This is a genomic window from Sulfurovum aggregans (assembly GCF_055385215.1).
The window spans coordinates 1,046,458-1,068,923 of the sequence record NZ_AP042387.1; the positions used below are offsets into that span (position 1 = coordinate 1,046,458).

Sequence of the window (22,466 nt, forward strand, 5' to 3'; positions counted from 1 at the left end):
ATATCGTATCCTCTTCCCAAAATCAGCCTTGCAGACCATGATCCTGGAAAATCCAGGATCACATATACATCCCGCCATTGACTTTGAGTGTTTCACCTGTGATATAAGAAGCGTGGTCTGAAAGTAAAAATGCTACTGCTTCAGCTACCTCTTTAGGCTCACCAAATCTTGCCATTGGAATCTTGGCTGTAAAGGCATCTTTCACCTCATCTTTAAGTACATCTGTCATCTCAGTGGCAATGAAACCTGGAGTGATAGTATTATAACGTATGCTTCGAGGTGCTGCCTCGATGGCAAAACTTTTCGTCATTGCTATGGTTCCACCTTTACTTGCAGCATAGTTTGTCTGACCGGCATTTCCTGTCTCACCTACGATAGAAGCAATGTTCACTACAGAACCAAAACGTTTTTTACCCATCACTTTTACTGCTTCACGACATCCGATAAATGTTGACTTGAGATTTGCTTCGATCACTGACATAAAGTCCTCTGTTTTCATGCGCATCGCAAGTTTATCGTTAGTGATCCCCGCATTGTTTACAAGGTAAGAGAGTTCACCATCCGCTTCAACGATAGATTTAATACCGGAAACAAATGCTTCTTCATTACTTACATCAAAACCAATAGTTTCCGCTTTCCCCCCTGCAGCTTCTATTTCAGCTTTGACAGCTTTTGCTTCAGCTTCACCGCTTCTATAGTTCACCCATACTTTAAGTCCCATAGCAGCCAACGTTTTAGCGATTTGTGCTCCGATACCTCTGCTTGCTCCGGTAACAAGTACATTAGTTCCAGAAAATTTCATTTTTATCCTTATTTAGGTTTGTTTTTAGTTAGTGATATTGTAGCATTTAGGTGGTTAGACTTAGTCACAAGAAAAAAGTCTATTTTTAATATTTTCAAAAATTTTATAATCCTCCGGACTGATCTTATCTGAGTAGATCATATGATTAAGCTGCTCCATAAGATGAAATTTTGAAAGTTTATCTTCACATAATGCTTGATTGATAATCTCTATATGTTCATCCAGGTCATACTCTTCATTCACAATTCTATAGAGAAAATCTTTTGCCTCTTCATTGGAACAATCAAAGTTTTGTCCCATAATCTCACAAAAAAGTGGTGCTTCTTTCTCTATATCCCTATTATCTACTTTAATAATATGTGCCAATAGTGTACCAACTGATTCTTTTATCTTTTTTTCCATAAGTACAACCTTTTTTTACCCATATTGTAGCATAAAGCGTAGCGTGGGCATTTTTGTTTACACTACGCTTTAAACCAGCGGCTCATCCATCTCTTCAGGTATTTCAAGCCCCATGAGTTTTAACACTGTTGGAGCAATATTATTTAATCCACACCCCTCTTTTAGCTTTTCTACACCATCAGCCAAAATAAAACACCATACTTCACCTACCGTATGGTTCGTAAGCCTATGCCCTTCTCTATCACACATCTCTTCACAGTTCCCATGATCTGAAGTAAGTACAACAGCATATCCGTCTTCCTTGGCTTTTGCTATGATCTTCCCAAGCTCTGTATCTACAGCATGCACAGCTTCACGGGCTGCCTCATAATTACCGGTATGTCCTACCATATCACCATTGGCAAAATTAACTACAATGAATTCATATGCTTCGTCCATTGCCGTACGTACTGCCTCTCCGACCTGAGGTGCTGACATTTCAGGTTTCATATCATACGTTTTTACATCCGGACTGGGAATAAGCACACGGCTTTCACCGATCATCGGTTCTTCTATTCCACCATTAAAGAAAAAAGTCACATGGGCATATTTCTCTGTTTCAGCTGTATGTAACTGCTTCAGCCCGGCATTTGCAATCACCTCAGCCAAAGTATTTTCCGGTGCCTTTTTAGGAAAAAGGACCGGATAAGGAAAACTTGCATCATACTGTGTAATGGTGGCAATATGCAATGGAATATAGATTCTGTCGAACGCAGAGAAATTTTCATCCCCCAATGCTGTGGTGATCTCACGGACCCTGTCTGAACGGAAATTCGTCAGTATGACAACATCTCCTTTTTGCATCCCTTCATATTCATTAAATGCTACCGGTTCTATAAACTCATCCGTCTCATTTTTAGCATAGCTTTCATCAATATACTGTTGCGGAGTAAGTGACGTAGAAGGCTTGGCCTCAACGATTGCCCTGTATCCTTTCTCCACTCTTTCCCAGCGGTTATCTCTATCCATTGTAAAGAAACGTCCGCCTATGGTAGCAATAGAGATATCTTCATCACATATCCCCTGTATTTGCTCTATATAGGTTTTGGCAGAGGTAGGACTTACATCTCTGCCGTCAGTGATCAGATGCAAAAAAACTTTTTCCCCTCTGGACTTTGCCAGCTTTGCAAATCCTATTGTGTGTTCTATGTGTGAATGTACCCCGCCGTCACTCAGCAAGCCTATGAAATGTACACGGTCACTCGTAGCCAGTGTTTCACTCAAAACCTGATTTTTTTCTATGCTTCCATCTTCAAGTGCCAAAGAAATTTTGACCAGATCCTGATATAAAATACGACCGGATCCTATGGTCATATGCCCCACCTCTGAATTTCCCATCTGTCCTTCCGGCAATCCGACACTCAGTCCATGTGTAGAGATAAGTGCTCTGGGAGCCGTTTCAAACAATTTGTCATACGTAGGTTTTACCGCATCTTCAAAGGCATTACAAGTACTGTGCGGCTTATATCCTATACCATCTGTTATAATTAAAAGTGTTTTTTGAATACTCATGATCTGCCTTCTTGTTTCCGTCATTCCCAAATTATTTAAGAATGCTATGAAAGTCTTATATTTTATTGAAATAATAGTAAAATAAACTTTCTTAATTCTTTAATAAAAATTTTTAACCTGAATTATGCGCTATGGATGTATAAAAACAGCCTATGCCGCGTTATATTGGTTTAATGAAAGTCGCCTATGCTATACGAACTCTCCCAACTCCTGAATATCAATCTCTTCGGATATATTTCTGTTCGTGCCGGATTTGCCTTTTTTATTGCTTTTATCATTACACTTTTTATCATGCCGAAATATTTGGCATGGGCTATTTCCAAAAAAGCCAATCAACCCATAAGCAAATATGTCCCTGCACATGAAAACAAAAAGCACACACCAACCATGGGAGGAGCCATATTTTTAAGTGCTACCATATTCGCTGCATTGCTTACTGCCGATCTAAGCAATTTTTATATACTTGGAGGACTTATCACCCTTATAGGTTTCGGACTTGTCGGATTCAAAGATGATATAGGGAAAATTCTTTCAGGAGATAATCTGGAAGGACTGACGCCCAAAGGGAAAATGGGACTTCAGATCCTTGTAGCGGTTTTATCGACAGGGTTACTTCTTTTTGCAGGCTTTCCTACAGAATTTTATATACCTTTCCTCAAAACCCCTCTTTTTGATCTGGGCTATTTTTCCATACCTTTTTGGATATTGGTCTTTTTGGCCACTACCAATGCGGTAAACCTTACCGACGGTCTTGATGGTCTGGCTACAGTACCTTCTATTATTGCACTGGTATCACTCGGCCTTATCGTTTATGTTACAGGACATGCTATTTTCAGTCAATACCTCCTTGTACCGAACATCAAAGGGGTAGGAGAGGTATTGGTCCTTGCCTCAGCACTTGCAGGTGGACTTTTGGGCTTCCTCTGGTACAACTGTTATCCTGCTGAGATCTTCATGGGAGACACAGGCAGTCTTGCCATAGGCGGTTTTTTGGCTTATCTTGCTATTCTTGGAAAGAGTGAAGTACTGCTTGTACTTATAGGGATCATTTTTGTCATAGAAACTGTCTCGGTCATCTTGCAGGTAGGAAGTTATAAACTCCGTGGTGAACGCATCTTCCTTATGGCACCCATCCATCATCACTTTGAACTTAAAAAATGGGCAGAGAACAAAATCATCGTACGTTTCTGGATGATCTCATTTATTGCAAATATCCTTGCGTTGATTTCATTTAAGTTTAGATGATCAAAGCTCATCTTTGAAATAAAGAATTAAGAGTGAAGAGTGAAGAGTTATGGTAAGCTTTTCTTGCAAAAAGCCTTTATTGGATGAGAAGTAAATGAGTATTTTAGAAGAGAAAAGTTATGCTTTTTCTATTCGTATTGTAAAATGTAGTCAATATTTGCAAGAAGAGAAAAAAGAATTTATTTTGAGTAAACAACTTCTACGTTCAGGTACAGCTATAGGAGCACTCATTGCCGAAGGAAAATATGCTCAATCAAAATTAGATTTTATCAATAAACTTTCTATTGCATTAAAAGAGGCGAATGAAACAAAGTATTGGTTAAGACTTTTAAAAGATTGTAGTTATCTTCAGGAAAAATTGGCAATAAGCCTATTGGATGATATAGAAAATCTTATTAGAATGTTAGCATCTAGTATTAAAACAGCTAAAGAGAACAATCATGAAAAATAAAACAGAAGTTTTGCTCTGCAAAACATACCAACACTCTTCACTCTTCACTCTTCACTCTTCACTTAAAAAATTCCAAAGGAATTTTTCATGAAGCCAACCCTTTTCGGATACGGACTCACCACCAAAGCCATCGCTAAAAAACTGGGTGGAGGTTGTACTTTTTTTGATGACAATGTGAAAGAAGCTTACACTGACGATGAAGGAAACCATATCCTGCCTTCTTCTCTTTTTGACCCGAACAAAAGTGATCTGGAAGTGACAACACCAAGCCTCCCGCCAAAACATCCACTGATTAAAAATGCAAAACATCTACTAAGTGAATATGATTATTTCCTCTCTCCTGAACGCTCAACACTCCACGCTCAACGCTCCCAACCCTTCACGGTTTGGATATCAGGTACCAACGGCAAGACTACCACCACGCAAATGCTTACCCATCTTCTGGAAAAAAGAGGTGCACTCAGCGGGGGGAACATCGGTACACCACTGGCAAAACTGGATGCAAATGCACCTATCTGGGTGCTGGAGACAAGTTCATTTACCTTACATCATACACATACAGCTTCACCGGACATTTATCTTCTGCTTCCTATCACCCCGGACCATCTTGACTGGCACGGCACAGCAGAACAGTACGAAGCCGACAAACTCAAACCTCTGCTTACTATGAAAGAGGGTGAACTTGCACTTGTACCTAAAGGTTTAACCCTTCCTAAAACAAATGCCTATGTAGTTGAGTATGACAGTAATGCGTTCATAGCAGAGTATTTTAAACTCGATAGTTCCAAAGTACGTTTCAAAGCTGCTTTTCTGCAAGATGCCTTATGTGCTCTTGCTGTAACCAGAGTACTGTTTGATGAAGCAGATTATGATCTTATCAACCGTTTTACTCTTGATGCACATAGACAAGAAGAGTTAAAAGATGCAAAAGGAAGGCTCTGGGTTAACGACTCCAAAGCAACTAACCTTGATGCAACCATACAAGCTCTCAAAGGATATGCAGACAAACACATTCACCTTATCCTGGGAGGGGATGACAAAGGGGTGGATCTGACCCCTCTTTTTGAGACCATGAAACCCCTTGACCTTACACTATATACTATAGGAGAAAATAACAATAAGCTTTTACAGCTTGCCAATACCTATAAAATAGATGCCGTAGAATCCAAAAATATTGAAACTGCCATAAAACAGATCGATGAAGTTCTTACCTTGGAAAGTGTAGCCCTTCTTTCACCTGCAGCTGCAAGTTTTGATCAGTTCAGATCCTATAAACATAGAGGAGAGACTTTTATGAATTTTGTAAAAAAACTAAATTAAACTCCAAATTTTATATTTTTACTTTTTACTTTAAGGTTTGGCTGTTATAATTTCAGCCACTTAAACGGACATCTTGTCTTTAAGTTGGCTCCATAGCTCAGTCGGTAGAGCAAAGGATTGAAAATCCTTGTGTCGGCGGTTCGATTCCGTCTGGCGCCACCATTCAACTTCCCAATCCATAATAATTAACCAAAATCCCATAAATTCATTTACTTTTCTTAAGAAAATGCTATTTTTTGATAAAAAAACAGCTTATTAGCGCCTTTTTAACTAAAGTGAAACCCTTTAAATCTCCCGTATAAACGTCATTCAACTACAATTATTAACTATTTGTTAACTTTTTATTAATTTTATTGACATTGTTTAATGGTATTTGTTATAATTTGGGGTATTCAAAAAATCAAGGAGATTACAATGAAAAAAGCATTATTACTTTCAGTAGTAGCGTCAACAATGATCATGGCAGGTGGAGATATCGCTCCAGTTGAGCCAGTAGTAGAAGCGCCGGTAGTAGAAACATCCGGTTGGGATTTTAGCGGACAAGCGGTAGTTTATTATCAAACAGGTGATTATGCTACAGCTCCATCAGGAGCAGCAGATGCAGATCTTTTTGATCAAGATGGTTCAAGAGCAAGTGCTGGTCTTCAACTGAGAGCAGTGAACAAAGATGTATTCGCTGGAATCGGTGCAGGAGTTGAACTAACTGGTCTTTCTACACTTAATCTTGAGAACAGTGTAGTATCTGACGTAATGCAAGGGGCTGGCAATGGTGACCTTGATGATATGACCGATGGCGGTTGGATCTCTCAGGCTTACTTGACATACAGTGTTAACAACACTAGCTTCAAAGCAGGTCGTCAACAACTTCCAAAAGCACTTTCTCCATTTGCTTTCTCAGAAAGTTGGAACATATTTAAAAATACATTTGATGCTCTTCTTATTGTAAACACTGATATCCAAGATACAACATTGGTATATGCATGGGTTTATGGTGGAAACAAGAATGGTCTTGGTGTGGCTGCAAACATGACTGACTTCAATGCTATCAACGATGATAACGGTGTTCATATGTTAACTGCACAAAACAAGTCTTTTGAAGGTTTGACTTTGACAGGTACTTGGTACTATGGAAAGGACATGGGTATTACTGATGATGTAAATATCCTTTGGGGTGATGCTAAATTTGCTGTTTCCGGTTTAAATGTTGCTCTTCAAGGTGGTAGCGTAATGAGCGATGCATACCTTAATGACACAGTTGCATTTGGTGCAAAAATTGGTGGAAGCATCAATAGTATTGATCTTTCTCTAGCTTACTCAAATGTAGATGATGGCGATGCTGGTGTATTTAATGTTGGTGGTGTAAAAACTCCACTTTATACTCAAATGATCCTTAACCAGGGTGCAATCGCTTCAGACAACGATACAATCGTTGCAAGAGCTAGCATGAAAGCACTTGGCGGTAAAATTAGTCTAGCATATGACTATACAACTGATAACTCATCTACAGGTGATGATTACCAAGAACTGGATCTTGTTTATAAAACAAAAGTATTCAATGATTCTACAACACTGTTTGCAGGTTACCTCTACCAAGATTCTGACAGTTGGGCTGAGGAAAGAAACAATCTTCGTTTCTGGGCAAGATACAACTTCTAAGAACTATTTCTTAAAGTTACAACCCTTTAGAGTTCAGGCTTTCGCCTGAACTTTGACTTTTTCTTTTTATTTTCTCATTTTAATTTTTTCTTTTTGATATTATTTTAATTTGTTTATATTTTTATTTGAAATTTAAATACTATTGTGAACCCATGGGCGGCACCCCAAGGGCATTTCCTACGGGCACACAGGGATCTACCCCTACAAAATATACCAATTATGCTATAATCACGAAAAAACAAAGAACAGTGATATGCAAAAAAAACTACACCTTGTAAGCCTAGGCTGTACCAAAAACCTTGTCGACAGCGAAGTAATGCTTGGCCGGCTCAAAGAGTATGAGATCACCGATGACAACACGGAAGCAGATGTGATCATCGTAAACACTTGCGGCTTTATTGATGCGGCAAAAGAAGAGAGCATTAACACGGTACTGAACCTGCATGATGAACGCAAAAAAGACTCTATTCTGGTCATGAGCGGTTGTCTCTCAGAACGCTACAAAGAAGAGCTCCAGGCAGATATGCCGGAGATAGATATTTTTACAGGTGTGGGGGATTATGAGAAGATAGATGAACTCATCACCTCCAAGCAGAGTACTTTCTCTCCGGAAGTCTATTTGGCAACTGAGACATCAGGAAGGGTCATTACCGGTTCCAACTACCATGCTTACATCAAGATAGCAGAGGGGTGTAACCAAGCCTGTTCTTTCTGTGCCATTCCCAGTTTCAAGGGGAAACTGCACTCACGTTCACTCTCCTCCGTTGTTAAAGAGGTGACAAATCTGGCAGCACAAGGGTTCCATGACTTCTCTTTCATCTCACAAGACTCTTCAAGCTACGGAAGAGACATGGGGCTTAAAGACGGGCTCATAGACCTCATCAAAGCCATAGAGAACATAGAAGGAGTACAGAGTGCCCGTATCCTCTACCTCTATCCCAGTACAACGACTTTTGAACTCATCGATGCCATTGCTGATTCCAGCGTATTTCAAACCTACTATGATATGCCTATCCAACACATCGATGATGCTGTGCTTAAAACTATGAAAAGAGGGTTTGGAGAAGAGAAGACCATAGAGCTGCTTGAATACATGAAAAGCAAACCTAATGCTTTTCTGCGTACTTCTGTCATCGCAGGGCATCCCGGTGAGAGTGAAGAGAGTTTTCAAAAACTTTGTGACTTTATGGAGGAGTTTGAATTTGACAGATTCAACACTTTCCACTACTCAAATGAAGAGACCACCACAGCCTACACTATGGAGCAGATCCCTCAAGAGATCATCGATGAAAGAGCTGATACCTTAGGTGAAATAGCTGAAGCCTCTACATTAAAGTCATTGGAAAACATGGTAGGGAAAACGCTAACCCTTGTTATAGACGGGGAAAGTGATGAACATGAGTACTTACTCTCTGCCAGACCACTTAACTGGGCTGTAGACATCGATGGAGAGATCCTCATCAACGATACTTCAGACTTGCCTGTAGAGTATGGGAAAAGGTATGAAGCCAAAGTAACTGAGTTGGTAGGGAATCAACTACTTGCAACACTTATTAAATCCATCTAATCACGCAAAGCGTGCTCTGTCGTGGCGAACGCCCTTGAAAGCGAAGCGATTCGAGAGCCACGACGATTTTTTGCTTCGTTTTTTCTAAAAAAACGAAGAGAGAAACAATACCTCGGTTTAAATAAAAGGAACTTATGCTAAATTTAGATACATGCCATCTTAAAAATAAAAAGAATTTACTTGCTTTCTCAGCAGGTGTAGATTCCTCTTCACTTTTCTTTTTACTTTTAGAACATAATATCCCTTTTGATATTGCTATTGTTGACTATGGTGTAAGAGAAGAGAGTAAAAAAGAAGTAGCACATGCCAAAGCACTGGCAAAAAAAAATAAACTCTTTTGTCATACCATTCAAGCCCCTAAGTTTGATACCCACTTTGAAAGCAAAGCACGAAAGTTTCGTTATGAATTCTTTGAATCGCTCATACAAATTGAAGGATATGACAACCTGCTCACAGCCCATCAACTCAATGACCAGCTAGAGTGGTTCTTGATGCGTCTTACCAAAGGAGCGGGAACATCTGAACTACTTGGACTTGAACCTGTAAGCAAAAGAGATAACTATACTCTACTGCGTCCTTTATTGGAATATAGCAAAGATGAACTGCTTGAGTATTTAAAAGAAAATAACTACCCATACTTTGTCGATGAAAGTAACAGGGATGAGAAGTATGAGCGTAACAAGTTTAGAAAAGAGTTTGCAGACCCTCTTATGGCAAAGTACAAAGAAGGGATCAAACGCAGTTTTGATTATCTTAGAAAAGATAAAGAGTCTCTTGAAAAAGAATTTGAAACTCTCTACTCTCAAAAAAAGTTAAGAGTCATCAAGCTTCATACACTTGCAGCAAAAGTGAAAGCTGCTGACCTTACACTGAAAGAATTAGGTTACCTTCTTTCTGCTTCACAACGAAAAGAGATAGAAAAAGAAGAGCATTTGGTTATAGGTGGGAAATGGGCGGTAGAACTTCAAGATGACTTACTCTATATTGCACCCTACCTGACTACCGATATGCCTAAAAAATTCAAAGAGAGATGTCGAGTCTTAAAAATACCATCTAAGATCAGAGCGTATTGTTTTAAAGAAGATTTAGATATAGAAAATATATCGTAGGGTGCCGTTTGCTAACGCACCTTTAAATACCTTTAGCCCTTACGGCGAAATTTTTATTGTATGCACATTTTATGATGTGGTGGGTTGAAAACCCACCCTACGGTTTTGCCAACGGATGTGCTTTCATATACTCCTGCATCTTCTTTACAGATCCAAGCTTTGTATAAACCTGAGTTGTTGCCATAGTAGCATGGCCTAAGAGTTCACTTACATCTGCTATCCTCGCACCGTTATTAAGTAAATGTGTTGCAAAAGAGTGACGTAGTTGGTGAGGGGTTACTTTGAACCCTGCTTCTTTAAACAGTTTTGTGAGTTTATAACGTAACTGAGCACTGTTCATCGGTGAGTTGCCTTTTTCAAAGAGGTACTTCTTGGGCATAGCTTGTGCCCTATAAAGCTTGATGAGCTTTTTTAATTCACCCAAGAGTGGTAACTCCCGTACTTTATTACCCTTACCGTGTATCTGAATCCAACTCTCTTTGATATCTTCCAGTTTGAGTTCACTCAGTTCAGAGATACGAAGTCCCAAACCATAAAGCATAGATATAAGCAGTTTCTCTTCTAAATTTGCCTTACTTAAGACTTCCTCTATATATGTTTCTTCTATAGGCTTGGGGAGGCTCTGGGGGACCTTTATAGACTCATCTGCTATGAGTTTTACTGACATATGCATTTGATCTTCCAGATATTTTACAAAAGAACGAATAGCAGAGAGTTTTTTAACAATGGTCTTTTTGTGATTTTTTACTATTTTGAAACGAAAAGGGGTAATATCTAAAACAGTAACAGCATCTTCTTCATAAAAATGGCTCACCTCAGCCATCTGACGCAAAGCGATATCGTATGTTTTAACTGTCTGTTCAGAGTAACCGCGTACATCTAAAAGGTACTCAAGAAAATCATCAATGTATCCTCTTAACTCTTCACTCTTCACTCTTCACTCTTCACTTTTTATTGTGTGTTCTAACATCTTACGCGAGAGGTACTCTCTGGCTTCATCAAGTTCCATCCCTTCAAGTGAAATACTCTGTATATAAAAATCAACTTTTGTAAAAGGTTTAGGAATGACGAACTTATCCCAACTTTTCAACTGCCAAAAACTTTCAGCCGTAAAGTTCATAATAAAAATAGGGAGTTTACTTTTAAGTGCTATACCTATGGCTCCATCACTCATATGATGTCTAGGTCCTTTTGGTCCATCGGGTGTAATAAGCACCTCTTCACCTTTCTTGATACTTTTAAACGCTTGAAGCAGTACTTTGTGTGCTCCCTTTCTACTGGAGCCTCTCAATGGTCTTATATCGAGTAATTTGAGTGTACCTGCGATAAGGGAACCATCAAAATGAGAAGAGATAATAGCTGAAGCAGGATGTTGTTTATGGATAGTTCTGTAGGCTTGTGGACTCATGAAAAGTTCTCCATGCCAACATACACAAACATGTTGTTCTTCACCTATGGGTGTAATAAAATGAAATTTTTTGGAAGTAGTAAACCAAACAATACGCATCAACAGATACACAAGAGGAGGAATAACAACCTGCCCTACTTGTCGTAAAAGGTTTTTCATACCTTAAACAAGTACACCGTCAAGTGCACCCCTTGAGGTTTTAGTGATCTTCACATCTACTATCTGTCCCAAAAGCTCTTCACTCCCTTCAACAAACACTAGTTTACCGTCATCTGTACGCCCGGATACTCTTCCGTTAGGTTTAAGTTCATCAAAATAAACTGTATGTACTTTTCCCAACTGGGCATCCATGATCTCATCCAAAATTTCAGTATGCCGTGCCTGAAGACGTGTTAATCGTTCTCCTGCAATAACATTATCTATTTGGTCGGTAAATTCAGCTGCTTCAGTGTGTGGTCTAGGAGAATATTTGAATGAGAACATCTGCTCAAAACGTACCTTTTCAAGTACATCCATTGTATCTTCAAAGTCTGCATCGCTCTCCCCCGGAAATCCTACAATGATATCTGTAGAGATAGTTGCTTCCGGGCACAGTGTACGTATTTTTTCACAACGGTTCAAAAAGTTTTCTTTGGTATACCCACGCTTCATCGCTTTAAGCAATGCAGTAGAACCGCTTTGCAGAGGAACATGGATCTGTTTACATATCTTAGGGTTTGAAGCAAACTCCTGAATAAAAGCATCATCCATATGCAAAGGGTGAGGAGAGGTAAATCGTATACGCTCCAAACCTTCTATTTTAGAGATCTTCTGCAAGAGTTGTGTAAAGTCACATTTCTCTTCAGAAGAGCCAAAACGTCTTCCGTAGTTATTGACATTTTGTCCAAGAAGCATCACCTCTTTTGCACCTGTAGCCACTGCTTTTGTGATCTCCTGTACAAGTAGATCGCTTGGGATAGATATCTCATCTCCGCGCGTTGTAGGAACGATACAGAAGGTACAGGACTTATCGCAGCCTATAGAGATGTTTACCATCGCTTTAAACGGATTGGTTCTATACTCTCCAAAAGCATATGTACTCTCATCAAAATCCGTATCTACTTCTACGGCATGCTTTTTATCTACCACTTCTGTGATCTTGGAAACATTTCTTGCACCCAGTACAAAATCTACCGAGGGGGCTCTTTTAATGATCTCTTTACCTAAATGAGACGCGGTACATCCGGTAACACCTATTTTGGCATTTGGTTTTTTATGTTTATTAAATACCCCTATCTCCGAGAAGAGTTTAGCCACAGGTTTTTCTCTAACGCTACAGGTATTAATGATAATAAGGTCTGCATCGCTTAGATTTTCAGTAAGTTCGTAGGGTTCTTTTTGATTAAGTTCCGCGATTATATGTTCGCTGTCACGGACATTCATTGCACATCCGAGTGTTTCTATAAATAATTTTTTACTCATTTAATAGTTAAGTAGTGGAAGTGGGTAATGGCAGTCCGGTCTGTACCAGGGATCCTGCACACTATCTGATATACACTACTTGCTCTCCTTAGGCGATAATATGTATTTCATAGATATATTCATTATCGTCAAGACCATATTTTACTTCACGCATATACACAGAATACCCTTTTTCTTCAAAGTATTCTATCAACTCTTTAAGCTCTTTATGAGAGTTGTCTTTATCAAAATAAAATATGGATCTACTTGCTAGCTCATCTTCCAATTTTTTCAACTCTATCGTTTTAGGTTTTGCTTTAAGTGTGGTTCTAGCAAGTTTTAATTTCATCTATCATACCTTTATAAATATTAAATTTCTTTCTTCTTAATGCAATTATTATACTTTATTTTCAGTAAAGGTTTGATTAGCTATAATTCTATTCTTCAAAAACACCTCCTCCTAGACGTTCTTAACACTGTTATGTTACCTCTTGTAGCGGTATGATTGAATATTTATTAAGGAAAAATAAAATGGAAAAAATATTAGACATTATAGAAGCAATTGCACATGAAAAAAACATTTCAAAAGAAAGTGCTATAGATGCATTTAAAGAGGCTTTGATCAATACGGCAAAAAAACTTACCAGCTATACAAGCACCTTCGAAGCGATTATAGACAATGATACAAAAACCTATAATATCTATAAGGTGATCACTGTGGTTGAAGATGATGATGAACGCCTTGAAGAAGAATCGGACAGCTACATACCTCTCAGCGAAGCAAAAGAATTTGATGATTCACTTGAAATTGGTGATCAGCTCAAAGAAGAGTTTATTCTTGAAGAGCATGGCCGTACAGCATCGGCAAACCTCTTCAGAGAACTTGAATACCATGTACAGAGACGTATAGAGCAGGATCTCTTTGAAAAGTACAGAGAAAAAGTCGGAACTGTGATGCTAGGTACTGTAAACCGTGTGGATGCAGATGAAAATACCCATGTTGAGATCGGTGAGCTTAAAGGAATCCTTACACAGCGAAACCGTATCAAAGGTGAAAAATTCAAACGCGGTGATACGATCAGAGCATTACTCAGATATGTCAGTGTAGATCCCCAATACGGTCTTTTTTTAGAACTTACCCGTACCTCACCTAAATTTCTGGAAGCCCTTATGGCAAGTGAAGTCCCAGAAATAGATGATGGTATTGTCGAGATCGTCGGTGCAGCAAGAATTCCAGGAGAGAGAGCCAAAATAGCACTGAAAACGGATCAGATGAATGTCGATCCTATCGGTGCAGCAGTAGGGGTCAAGGGAGTACGTATCAACGCTGTAAGCGAAGAGCTTAACGGTGAGAACATTGACTGTATCGAATACTCTCCTATCCCGGAGATCTTCATTACACGTGCATTGAGCCCTGCGATCACACAAAGTATCAAAGTGAATGCGGATGAGAAAAAAGCCATCATCAACATTACCGGTGATCAAAAAGCAAAAGCTATAGGAAAAAGCGGGATCAATATCCGTTTGGCTTCTATGCTGACAGGATATACTATTGAACTTAATGAAGTTGAAGGTGTAACAGAAAGACAGCCTGAATCAGCAGAGAGTGGAGAAGTCGAGAAAACTAAAGATACAACTGCATTGGCAGATCTGTTTAAATAAGGTCGGGGTACCCTTACCCTGACAATAATAGATATTGTATAATAAATGTCGGGGTGAGGACACCCCGACTACAGAATTATGCTAATACTATTTGTGAAAAACTTTCCACATCCAAAGAAGCACTTCCTACCAAAACACCATCAACACCACGAATAGTCGTGATCTCTTTGATATTGTCCGGTTTTACACTTCCACCATAAAGTAAAGGTTTTTGTATAGTTCTTTTGAGTGCTTCATGCGTACTGGCTATCTCATCAGTCGTGGCACTGCGTCCTGTACCTATCGCCCAGATAGGTTCATATGCAATAATGAGATTTTCATAAGAGGTATCTATTCCTTCAAATTGAGCCAACAGGTACTCTATCACTGCTTTATCACCTTTTTCCCGTATCTCCAGAGGTTCACCAATACAATAGATGATCTCAAAATCCTGCTTTTTAAAATAAGCAAACTTTGCAGCTACAAGCTCTTGGCTCTCACCTAAAATTTCTCTTCTCTCACTGTGCCCTATAAGGATAGTCTTTATCGTAAACTCTTCGAGCTGTTCTAAACCGATTTCACCTGTATAAGCACCATTTTGCGTAGTATAGGCATTTTGGACACCTAGTGTAAAATCACCTGTATAACTATCCAGTGCTGTTGCAGGAGGAAAGATATAGACACTGTCTTCAGATCTTTTGAGCACCAATTTCTCATTTAATGCTTCCAGATAAGCTTTTGTGGTTGCTCTTGTATGATTGGTCTTGAAATTAGCTGCAAAGATCATAATTATGACTCTAATGCTTCAAGACCGGGAAGATTGATACCTTCTATCAGTTTTAAACTGGCACCACCGCCCGTACTGACAAATGTCATCTCATCCACATCACCTGCCCTTGCAGCAACGTCTGCTGTATCTCCGCCACCTACAATAGTTGTTGCATGTGTCTCTGCGATATGATGGGACATCATAATGCTTCCTTTGGAGAACTTGTCCATCTCATACACTCCCATAGGCCCATTCCAGATAATTGTCTGTGCATCATTCAGTACTTCACGGAAAAGCCTTGAACTTGCAGGACCGGTATCAAGTCCCATCCAGTCTGAAGGTATCTCTTGGGAAGGAAGGTATTTGACCGCTGTATTTTCAGAAAATTCCGGTGCTACGACAAAATCTACAGGAAGATAGAATTTTACTCCGAGATCATGTGCCTTTTCCATAATATTTCTTGCTTCATCCAGAAGATCATCTTCTACCAAAGAGTTACCTATCTCATATCCCTGTGCTTTCAGGAAGGTAAATGCCATACCTCCTCCGATAATGACCTTGTCTACTTTACTGACAAGATTTGTCAAGGCTTGCAGTTTTCCGGATACTTTTGAACCGCCTACAACTGCAACAAACGGTCTGACAGGATCTTCAAGGACCTTGCCGAAGAAATTCACCTCTTTACTCATCAGAAAACCTGCTGCTTTATGCTCTACATCAAACTGTTTGGCAATGGCATAGATGGAGGCATGTTTTCTGTGGCATGCGCCAAACGCATCGTTGACATAAATATCTGCAAAAGAGGCCAGTTGTTTGGCAAATACTTCATCATTATCGGTCTCTCCCGCTTCAAAACGAAGATTTTCAAGCAAAAGTACATCTCCTGCCTGCATTTGGGCCGCCTTCTCTTTTGCATCAGGGCCGACAACATCTTCTGCCATAAAGAGATCATTTTTGATCTTCAGCAAAGTATGCAGTCTTTTAGCAATCGGTTTGAGAGAATATTTTTCCTCATATTTTCCCGGCTCCGGTCTTTCATAATGTGAAGCCAGAATGATCTTACAGTCCCTGTCTATACAATAACGGATCGTAGGCAATGCTGCACGGATCCGTCTGTCGTCCGTTATATTGCCGAATTCATCTTTCGGGACGTTAAAATCACAACGTATGAATACTCTTTTACCATCAATATCAATATCTTTCAATGTACGCAACATCCACTTTTCCTTATTTTTTACTCACAAGAACTGCCATATCCACAAGACGACATGAATAACCCCACTCATTGTCATACCAGGAGAGAACCTTCACCATATTACCGCCTATCACTTGAATCGTATCAAGAGGGACCACTGTACTCAGCTCCTCTCCTACAAAATCCTGAGAGACCCTGTACTCTTCATCTACACCCAAAATACCTTTGTGTGAGCCCTCACTTGCTGTTTTGAATACTTCTTTTATTTCATCAAGTGTTGTCTCTCTGCCCAGTGTCACCGTAAGATCGACCATGGAAACATCCGGTGTCGGTACTCTGATTGCCTGTCCGTTGAGTTTTCCCGCAAGGTTCGGCAGTACTTTTGCAATAGCTTTGGCTGCTCCTGTTGTTGTCGGTACAAGATTCACTGCACCAGAACGCCCTTTCCTCGGATCTTTCTTGTGTTTACCGTCCAATATGGGCTGAGAAGAGGTATAGGAGTGGATCGTTGTCATCAAACCATTCTCTATGCCGAATGCATCATCAAGCACTTTTGCTACGGGAGCAAGACCGTTGGTTGTACAACTTGCATTTGAGACGATCGCCTGACCTGCATACTCTTCTTCATTCGCACCGATAACAAAGGTCGGTGTATCATCTTTTGCAGGAGCTGAAAAAACAACTTTTTTAATACCATTCTCAATATAGGGCTGCACACTCTCCTGCGTCAGGAAAGCACCTGTACATTCCAGTACAACTTCCGCTCCATAGTCGGAAAAATTCAGTTTTGCAGGATCACGCTCTGCAAGGATCTTGGCCTTGTCATTTCCAATGGTCAAATAACCATCGCTCACGTTCACATCTTTACGTGTGCCATGTACAGAATCATATTTTACATTGTACTCCAACATTTCCGATGTACCACTTGCATTGACAACTACAAGCTCAATATCATCTCTGTCCGCTATGATACGTGCAACACATCTGCCAATTCTTCCAAGTCCGTTAATTGCTACTTTTACAGCCATACTCAACCCTTATGCTTTTTATGCTAAAATTGCGTAATTTTACACTAAATGAGGTTATCTTTTGGTTAAACAAGACAAGCAAGTTGTAGCGATGTTCGGAGGAAGTTTCGACCCTCCGCACATCGGACACCAGCGTATCGTTGAAAAAGCGGTACAAAGTTTGGATATCGATAAACTGCTTGTTGTACCAGCCTATCTGAACCCCTTTAAAACATCTTCACTTGCCAGCGCAACACAGCGCTTGGCATGGTGTCATACACTTTTTGATCCTCTGGACAAGGTGATTGTAGATGACTATGAGATAAAACAGGGAAAAAGTACGACTACCTCACAGAGTATAAAACATTTCAACACAGTGTATGATGTCAAATATCTCATTATCGGTTCTGACAACTTGTCAACTTTGACAAAATGGCATAACTTTGAATGGCTCAATGCCCATATTATATGGGTCATCATTACAAGAGGGGAACACTCTCTGGACCTTAGTGCCCTCAGAAAATGTAAGATATTGACACTTGATATCCCCATCAGTTCAACAGATATCCGGGAGGCCAAAGATCTATGCTATGTTGACAAAAAAATTCAACACTCTGTTAAAGAGATAATAAAGGACAACAAAGAAATGACAATAGAAGACAGAATAGAAAATATCGTAAAAATACTTGATGAGAAAAAAGCTGAAGAAATAGAAGTATTCAACCTGGATGATGCAGATTATATCGCTGACCGCGTAGTGATCGCAAACTCACTCAACTTGAAGCATACGCAAGCACTTTTTGAACATCTCAAAGAGGGTCTGAAGCCCCAGGGAGAAACATTTCTTCATGCCGATATGAGTGACGAATGGGTTGTTGCTGATCTGGGTGATATACTCATACATATCATGATACCTGAATATAGACAACGCTATTCACTTGAAACATTTTTAAGTGAACTCGTTGAAAATCAAAAGAAAAAAGAAAATTAAGGCAGAGGGAGTACTCCTTCATGCCCTGAACCTGTTAATGCTTCAAGCAGTAAAAAAAGTACTATCGTCAAAACAGGCGAAAAAATAACCCACCAATAATACCTCTCTTTCACAAGAAAAATCATCAACCCGCCCCATGCCGCTATGACCAGTATCAGATGTGCAATAAAAATGGGTACGACCGGCCGGGTTAAATTACCGACTACACTTAAAGAGATGATCATAGCAAAAGAAGCCAAAGCTATCAAAAGTTTTTTTATATTTTTATTTCTGCTGTATTGAAAAAAAATAATAGCTACTGTGGCTATAATAACTAGAATAATGAGTGCTTTCATACTCTCTTCCTTTGCTTCATCCCCTGCGAATTCCGCAGATATATCCTATAGATTACAGCTTGTCTACAACTTCAATACCGAGTATAGCCAGCCCTTGTTTAATAGTTTTGGCCGTAAGGTCCGCAAGTGCCAGACGACTCATCTTTGTCTGCTCATCCACACCCTCTTTCAAAATAGGATTCTGCTCATAAAAACGCATAAAGAGAGTCACAAGTTCATAAAGATATGCAGTGATTTGATTTGGTGCCGCATCTGCTGCTGCACGGTTAAGCACATCTTCAAAACGAAGCAGCATCACACTTAAACGATGTTCAAGTACATCACCTATGACAATACTGCCTTTGATCTCACCCCTGAAACGTCTGAAGATACTTTGTATCCTTGCATAGGCATACTGCATATAAAGAGAGGTATTTCCTTCAAAACCTAACATCTTATCCCAATCAAAGATATAATTGGATTCACGATTGATGGAAAGATCTGCATATTTTACTGCTCCGATACCGATGATCTGGGCAATCTCCTCTATCTCTTTTTGAGAGTAGTTCTCTTTCTCCTTGATCGCTGCTTTAGCTTTGACAACTGCTTCATCCAGGAGGTCTATCAATTTGACAGTACCTCCGTCACGCGTTTTAAAAGGCCTTCCGCTTTTATCCATCATTGTTCCGAAAGCCACATGTTCAAGCTTCACATCCTCAGGTACAAAACCTGATTCTTTTGCTATTTTAAAGACTTGTTTAAAATGCCCTGCCTGTCTTGCGTCAACAACATAAGAGATACGTTTGGCCCCAAGTACATTCGCTCTGTATCTAAGTGCTGCAAGATCCGTAGTAGCATAAAGATACCCCCCGTCTCCTTTTTGAACGATCACCGGGATCTCTTCACCCTCAAGAAATACACACTGTGCACCATTACTCTCTGTAAGAATATTCTGTTCGATCAGATCTTCGATCACCTGAGGGAGATCCTCGTTATAAAAACTTTCTGCTTTGACATCATCCCGTGTCAACTTGACACAAAGCTTGTCATAGACATCTTCACAATGCCCTAAAGAGATATCGATGAACTTTTGCCAAAGATTGAGACAATGCATATCACCACTTTGGATCTTGACCACATATTCTCTAGCCTTATTTGCAAAATCTTCATCTTCATCAAAACGCTTCTTGGCATTTTTATAGAACTGTTCCAGATCTTTAAGATCGCTGCTCCCTTTACTCCCCGTCTCTTCAAGATAGGCAATAAGCATACCGAACTGTGTACCCCAGTCCCCAATATGATTTTGACGAATCACCTCATCACCCAGGAACTCAAGCAGGTTTGACAATGTATCACCAATGATCGTTGAACGCAAATGTCCCACATGCATCTGCTTTGCCATATTCGGGCCAGAGTAGTCTACCACCACTTTAATAGGGTTTTCCCTCTTGTTCACACCTAATCTCTCATCCTCTAACGCCCGTTGGCATTGTTCTGCTACCCATGAAGGATCGATCCATAAGTTGATGAATCCAGGTCCAGCTATCTCTGCTTTCATGACTACACCTGTCAGGTCAAGATGAGCTACGATATCTTCTGCGATCTGTCGTGGATTTTTACCCAGTTTTTTAGCCAATGCCATAGCACCATTGAATTGATAATCACCAAATTCAGCTTTGGTCGCTTCTGTAACAGACATAGGCTCAGTGTCTATATCGGCTTTGATAAAAGCATCTTTAATGATTTGATTAATATGTGATTTTAATTTCATAAATTTTCCGTAAATATGGAGTTATAGTAGAGTATAGCAACTGCTATTATAGATTTCTAGACCGCCCAGCGTTGAACGCTGAACGCTACTTTTTTAAGCGTTTTCGCTTTTTTTCTCTTCGGTTTTTGCTTCAACTTTTGGTTCTTCTTTGGAAGCGATCTCTTTAGGCTCTTCTTCATCCTCTTTAATTGCTTTTTTAAAGTCTTTAATACCTTTTCCCATACCCTTTGCAAGATCTGGAATCTTTTTTGCTCCGAAAAGAAGTACAACGATCGCTAGTACGATCAATAGTTCCGGCATACTTGGCATACCCATAGTTCATCCTTTGTCTGCATCTGTCATGAATGCAATTTTAAAATTTTAATAATTATACTTAAAAATGTTTAACCTAACCTAGCCCAGCCAGGTTTGGATAAATTTCTCTTCATCTTTTTTGCTTTGTTTCAACCTTGCCGCTTTTGCAATAATAACGAATTTCCTGGCCGCTTCCTCTACCGTATCATTGATGATCGTAAAATCATACTCCCCTACAGCCAGTATTTCCTCTTTTGCATTTTCAATACGTTTGATGATCACATTCTCATCATCAGTGCATCTTGCACGAAGTCTGGTTTCCAGCTCTTTCAGTGTAGGCGGTGTAATAAAAGCTGAAGTCGTAATATCATTCATCTTTGTTGCTCTTACCAGACGGTGTCCCTGAACATCAATATCGAAAATAACCAGTTTTCCTTCCCGAAGAGCTTCTCTTACCGGCTTTAAAGAAGTACCGTAATAGTTTCCGTGTACCTGTGCATACTCCAGGAAATTGCCTGCTTTGATATCTTCTTCAAAACTCTCTTTTGTGACAAAAAAATAATCTTTACCGTCTTCTTCTCCGACTCTGGGACTTCGGGTCGTAGTAGAAATAGAGAAATAATACGCTCCTATCTCTTCGGAAGCAGCCTGGATAATGGTACTTTTACCTGCACCGCTTGGACCGGAAAGTACTAAAATCGCTCCCTTATGTACCTCTTGCATCTATTTCCCGTCCTTAAATCTTATTTTGATCGTAACTTCTGCACCTTTAAGGAGTTTTTTTATTTTTTTGACCTTCATCCCTTCTACTGCACTTAGAAGCGCTTCTTCGAAAGTAGCACTTTTTTCTCTCTTTTTTCTGCTTTTTTTCAGCTTCCGTTCTTCTTTGTTCTTTTCTGAATGATCACTTTTTTTCTTTTTTTCTTTCTGGTCCGACAGTTCAACAGGTTCATCCTCTGTCAATACTTGTTCGGTATCTTCTTCTCTGTCGTTAGCTGTTTCCTCTTCTTCCATATCCAAAAGTGCTTTGATCCTGTCTATTTCATTGGGATCTAGTACTTTTGTATCTTCTTCTGCTGCTTCATCTTCAGATTCTTCCAGGTCATCATTATCCTGCATATCATTGGAAAGCGGGAAGATCGAAGGAAATTCTGTTATCTGCTCTGCTGTTTCCTCTTTTTCTATACTCTCAAATACCTCTGTGATCTGTGAAGGCAGAAAAGGTTTTTTAATGATACTGTCAAAAAGTTTACCCTCATCACCCACCTCATCACGGCTCGATAAAAAAACTTTTTTCCTTACCATCAGATTTTCCAGAACCTTTTTCATTTCATCCACAAAAGATGCTTCATCTACAAATATGACATCATATTTGTCTCTTGAGACAGCCCCTATATTATCGACCTCTTCAAGATCGATATTGTCTTCACGTACGCAAAGGTTAATAAGCCTGGAAACCACAGGATTGATGTTGATAAGTAAAATATGCATGCCAGAATGCTCCAAAAGAATATTGATATCATTATAATATAA

General features: G+C 39.6%; 23 protein-coding genes and 1 tRNA gene. 9 read left to right on the forward strand and 15 right to left on the reverse strand.

The features are described 5' to 3' along the window. Positions 1-58: 58 nt before the first annotated feature. The 3 genes from fabG to gpmI all read right to left on the reverse strand — a co-directional run bounded on the left by fabG (position 59) and on the right by gpmI (position 2,779). Positions 59-802, reverse strand: a complete 744-nt coding sequence (gene fabG / locus ACZ48W_RS05170; protein ID WP_464830296.1) for a 3-oxoacyl-ACP reductase FabG — start codon at positions 800-802, stop codon at positions 59-61. 60 nt (positions 803-862) lie between these two features. Further along, positions 863-1,204 carry a hypothetical protein gene (locus ACZ48W_RS05175; RefSeq protein ID WP_464830297.1) on the reverse strand — a complete coding sequence of 114 codons (342 nt, stop codon included), beginning with the start codon at positions 1,202-1,204 and terminating at the stop codon, positions 863-865. Between the two features lie 69 nt (positions 1,205-1,273). Further along, complete coding sequence (gpmI, locus tag ACZ48W_RS05180) at positions 1,274-2,779, reverse strand: 2,3-bisphosphoglycerate-independent phosphoglycerate mutase (protein ID WP_464830298.1); 1,506 nt, start codon at positions 2,777-2,779, stop codon at positions 1,274-1,276. Between the two features lie 162 nt (positions 2,780-2,941). On the opposite strand from gpmI, the gene mraY reads away from it, so the two are divergent. The 7 genes from mraY to tilS all read left to right on the forward strand — a co-directional run bounded on the left by mraY (position 2,942) and on the right by tilS (position 10,103). Next, on the forward strand, positions 2,942-4,000 hold the full coding sequence (mraY, locus tag ACZ48W_RS05185) for a phospho-N-acetylmuramoyl-pentapeptide-transferase (protein WP_464830299.1): 1,059 nt from the start codon (positions 2,942-2,944) through the stop codon (positions 3,998-4,000). Positions 4,001-4,094: 94 nt separating this feature from the next. Next, positions 4,095-4,451, forward strand: a complete 357-nt coding sequence (locus ACZ48W_RS05190) for a four helix bundle protein (RefSeq protein ID WP_464830301.1) — start codon at positions 4,095-4,097, stop codon at positions 4,449-4,451. An 87-nt stretch (positions 4,452-4,538) separates the two neighbouring features. Continuing rightward, positions 4,539-5,771, forward strand: a complete 1,233-nt coding sequence (gene murD, locus ACZ48W_RS05195; protein ID WP_464830302.1) for a UDP-N-acetylmuramoyl-L-alanine--D-glutamate ligase — start codon at positions 4,539-4,541, stop codon at positions 5,769-5,771. 86 nt (positions 5,772-5,857) lie between these two features. Then, positions 5,858-5,933 (forward strand) — tRNA-Phe (locus tag ACZ48W_RS05200). A gap of 252 nt (positions 5,934-6,185) precedes the next feature. Then, entirely contained in the window at positions 6,186-7,427 is a 1,242-nt protein-coding gene (locus ACZ48W_RS05205; protein WP_464830303.1) for a hypothetical protein, read from the forward strand. A 253-nt stretch (positions 7,428-7,680) separates the two neighbouring features. Beyond that, on the forward strand, positions 7,681-8,994 hold the full coding sequence (rimO, locus tag ACZ48W_RS05210) for a 30S ribosomal protein S12 methylthiotransferase RimO (protein WP_464830304.1): 1,314 nt from the start codon (positions 7,681-7,683) through the stop codon (positions 8,992-8,994). A gap of 134 nt (positions 8,995-9,128) precedes the next feature. Next, positions 9,129-10,103: a tRNA lysidine(34) synthetase TilS gene (gene tilS / locus ACZ48W_RS05215; protein WP_464830305.1), complete on the forward strand. Its 975-nt coding sequence runs from the start codon at positions 9,129-9,131 to the stop codon at positions 10,101-10,103. A gap of 97 nt (positions 10,104-10,200) precedes the next feature. Here tilS and ACZ48W_RS05220 read toward each other — a convergent pair whose 3' ends face one another. The 4 genes from ACZ48W_RS05220 to ACZ48W_RS05235 form a co-directional block, all read right to left on the reverse strand. Next, positions 10,201-11,037: a tyrosine-type recombinase/integrase gene (locus ACZ48W_RS05220; protein ID WP_464830306.1), complete on the reverse strand. Its 837-nt coding sequence runs from the start codon at positions 11,035-11,037 to the stop codon at positions 10,201-10,203. Between the two features lie 3 nt (positions 11,038-11,040). Beyond that, positions 11,041-11,670: a lysophospholipid acyltransferase family protein gene (locus ACZ48W_RS05225; protein WP_464830307.1), complete on the reverse strand. Its 630-nt coding sequence runs from the start codon at positions 11,668-11,670 to the stop codon at positions 11,041-11,043. 3 nt (positions 11,671-11,673) lie between these two features. Continuing rightward, a complete protein-coding gene (miaB, locus tag ACZ48W_RS05230) occupies positions 11,674-12,972 on the reverse strand; it encodes a tRNA (N6-isopentenyl adenosine(37)-C2)-methylthiotransferase MiaB (protein ID WP_464830308.1) in 1,299 nt (432 codons plus the stop codon). Positions 12,973-13,060: 88 nt separating this feature from the next. Then, a complete protein-coding gene (locus ACZ48W_RS05235; RefSeq protein WP_464830310.1) occupies positions 13,061-13,300 on the reverse strand; it encodes an HP0268 family nuclease in 240 nt (79 codons plus the stop codon). A gap of 182 nt (positions 13,301-13,482) precedes the next feature. On the opposite strand from ACZ48W_RS05235, the gene nusA reads away from it, so the two are divergent. After that, positions 13,483-14,613 carry a transcription termination factor NusA gene (gene nusA, locus ACZ48W_RS05240; RefSeq protein WP_464830311.1) on the forward strand — a complete coding sequence of 377 codons (1,131 nt, stop codon included), beginning with the start codon at positions 13,483-13,485 and terminating at the stop codon, positions 14,611-14,613. Between the two features lie 76 nt (positions 14,614-14,689). Here nusA and ACZ48W_RS05245 read toward each other — a convergent pair whose 3' ends face one another. Genes ACZ48W_RS05245 through gap form a run of 3 tightly spaced genes read right to left on the reverse strand, consistent with a single transcriptional unit; the run spans position 14,690 to position 17,584 of the window. Continuing rightward, on the reverse strand, positions 14,690-15,379 hold the full coding sequence (locus ACZ48W_RS05245; RefSeq protein ID WP_464830313.1) for a triose-phosphate isomerase: 690 nt from the start codon (positions 15,377-15,379) through the stop codon (positions 14,690-14,692). Between the two features lie 2 nt (positions 15,380-15,381). After that, a complete protein-coding gene (locus tag ACZ48W_RS05250) occupies positions 15,382-16,578 on the reverse strand; it encodes a phosphoglycerate kinase (RefSeq protein ID WP_464830314.1) in 1,197 nt (398 codons plus the stop codon). A 10-nt stretch (positions 16,579-16,588) separates the two neighbouring features. Further along, complete coding sequence (gap, locus tag ACZ48W_RS05255; protein WP_464830315.1) at positions 16,589-17,584, reverse strand: type I glyceraldehyde-3-phosphate dehydrogenase; 996 nt, start codon at positions 17,582-17,584, stop codon at positions 16,589-16,591. A gap of 61 nt (positions 17,585-17,645) precedes the next feature. Between gap and nadD the strand changes: the two genes are divergently transcribed. Beyond that, entirely contained in the window at positions 17,646-18,554 is a 909-nt protein-coding gene (nadD, locus tag ACZ48W_RS05260; RefSeq protein WP_464830317.1) for a nicotinate (nicotinamide) nucleotide adenylyltransferase, read from the forward strand. Here nadD and ACZ48W_RS05265 read toward each other — a convergent pair. From ACZ48W_RS05265 to ACZ48W_RS05285, 5 genes are all read right to left on the reverse strand, one after another. After that, entirely contained in the window at positions 18,551-18,889 is a 339-nt protein-coding gene (locus ACZ48W_RS05265) for a hypothetical protein (RefSeq protein WP_464830318.1), read from the reverse strand. The genes nadD and ACZ48W_RS05265 overlap by 4 nt on opposite strands. Before the next feature lie 52 nt (positions 18,890-18,941). Continuing rightward, a complete protein-coding gene (gene argS / locus ACZ48W_RS05270) occupies positions 18,942-20,639 on the reverse strand; it encodes an arginine--tRNA ligase (RefSeq protein WP_464830319.1) in 1,698 nt (565 codons plus the stop codon). A gap of 93 nt (positions 20,640-20,732) precedes the next feature. Continuing rightward, positions 20,733-20,954 (reverse strand): Sec-independent protein translocase subunit TatA/TatB, encoded by a 222-nt coding sequence (locus tag ACZ48W_RS05275; protein WP_464830320.1) that lies wholly within the window; start codon positions 20,952-20,954, stop codon positions 20,733-20,735. A 78-nt stretch (positions 20,955-21,032) separates the two neighbouring features. Continuing rightward, complete coding sequence (gmk, locus tag ACZ48W_RS05280) at positions 21,033-21,656, reverse strand: guanylate kinase (RefSeq protein WP_464830321.1); 624 nt, start codon at positions 21,654-21,656, stop codon at positions 21,033-21,035. Further along, positions 21,657-22,424 carry a hypothetical protein gene (locus tag ACZ48W_RS05285; RefSeq protein WP_464830322.1) on the reverse strand — a complete coding sequence of 256 codons (768 nt, stop codon included), beginning with the start codon at positions 22,422-22,424 and terminating at the stop codon, positions 21,657-21,659. Between the last annotated feature and the right edge of the window lie 42 nt (positions 22,425-22,466).

Bases quoted from the DNA above. Each gene is read 5' to 3' on its own strand.
- fabG (WP_464830296.1), bottom strand. From the start codon at position 802: ATGAAATTTTCTGGAACTAATGTACTTGTTACCGGAGCAAGCAGAGGT.
- murD (WP_464830302.1), top strand. From the start codon at position 4,539: ATGAAGCCAACCCTTTTCGGATACGGACTCACCACCAAAGCCATCGCT.
- miaB (WP_464830308.1), bottom strand. From the start codon at position 12,972: ATGAGTAAAAAATTATTTATAGAAACACTCGGATGTGCAATGAATGTC.
- ACZ48W_RS05250 (WP_464830314.1), bottom strand. From the start codon at position 16,578: ATGTTGCGTACATTGAAAGATATTGATATTGATGGTAAAAGAGTATTC.
- rimO (WP_464830304.1), top strand. From the start codon at position 7,681: ATGCAAAAAAAACTACACCTTGTAAGCCTAGGCTGTACCAAAAACCTT.
- ACZ48W_RS05205 (WP_464830303.1), top strand. From the start codon at position 6,186: ATGAAAAAAGCATTATTACTTTCAGTAGTAGCGTCAACAATGATCATG.
- gmk (WP_464830321.1), bottom strand. From the start codon at position 21,656: ATGCAAGAGGTACATAAGGGAGCGATTTTAGTACTTTCCGGTCCAAGC.
- ACZ48W_RS05285 (WP_464830322.1), bottom strand. From the start codon at position 22,424: ATGCATATTTTACTTATCAACATCAATCCTGTGGTTTCCAGGCTTATT.
- ACZ48W_RS05235 (WP_464830310.1), bottom strand. From the start codon at position 13,300: ATGAAATTAAAACTTGCTAGAACCACACTTAAAGCAAAACCTAAAACG.
- ACZ48W_RS05190 (WP_464830301.1), top strand. From the start codon at position 4,095: ATGAGTATTTTAGAAGAGAAAAGTTATGCTTTTTCTATTCGTATTGTA.
- gap (WP_464830315.1), bottom strand. From the start codon at position 17,584: ATGGCTGTAAAAGTAGCAATTAACGGACTTGGAAGAATTGGCAGATGT.
- ACZ48W_RS05225 (WP_464830307.1), bottom strand. From the start codon at position 11,670: ATGAAAAACCTTTTACGACAAGTAGGGCAGGTTGTTATTCCTCCTCTT.
- ACZ48W_RS05245 (WP_464830313.1), bottom strand. From the start codon at position 15,379: ATGATCTTTGCAGCTAATTTCAAGACCAATCATACAAGAGCAACCACA.
- ACZ48W_RS05265 (WP_464830318.1), bottom strand. From the start codon at position 18,889: ATGAAAGCACTCATTATTCTAGTTATTATAGCCACAGTAGCTATTATT.
- mraY (WP_464830299.1), top strand. From the start codon at position 2,942: ATGCTATACGAACTCTCCCAACTCCTGAATATCAATCTCTTCGGATAT.
- argS (WP_464830319.1), bottom strand. From the start codon at position 20,639: ATGAAATTAAAATCACATATTAATCAAATCATTAAAGATGCTTTTATC.
- ACZ48W_RS05175 (WP_464830297.1), bottom strand. From the start codon at position 1,204: ATGGAAAAAAAGATAAAAGAATCAGTTGGTACACTATTGGCACATATT.
- tilS (WP_464830305.1), top strand. From the start codon at position 9,129: ATGCTAAATTTAGATACATGCCATCTTAAAAATAAAAAGAATTTACTT.
- nusA (WP_464830311.1), top strand. From the start codon at position 13,483: ATGGAAAAAATATTAGACATTATAGAAGCAATTGCACATGAAAAAAAC.
- ACZ48W_RS05275 (WP_464830320.1), bottom strand. From the start codon at position 20,954: ATGGGTATGCCAAGTATGCCGGAACTATTGATCGTACTAGCGATCGTT.
- gpmI (WP_464830298.1), bottom strand. From the start codon at position 2,779: ATGACGGAAACAAGAAGGCAGATCATGAGTATTCAAAAAACACTTTTA.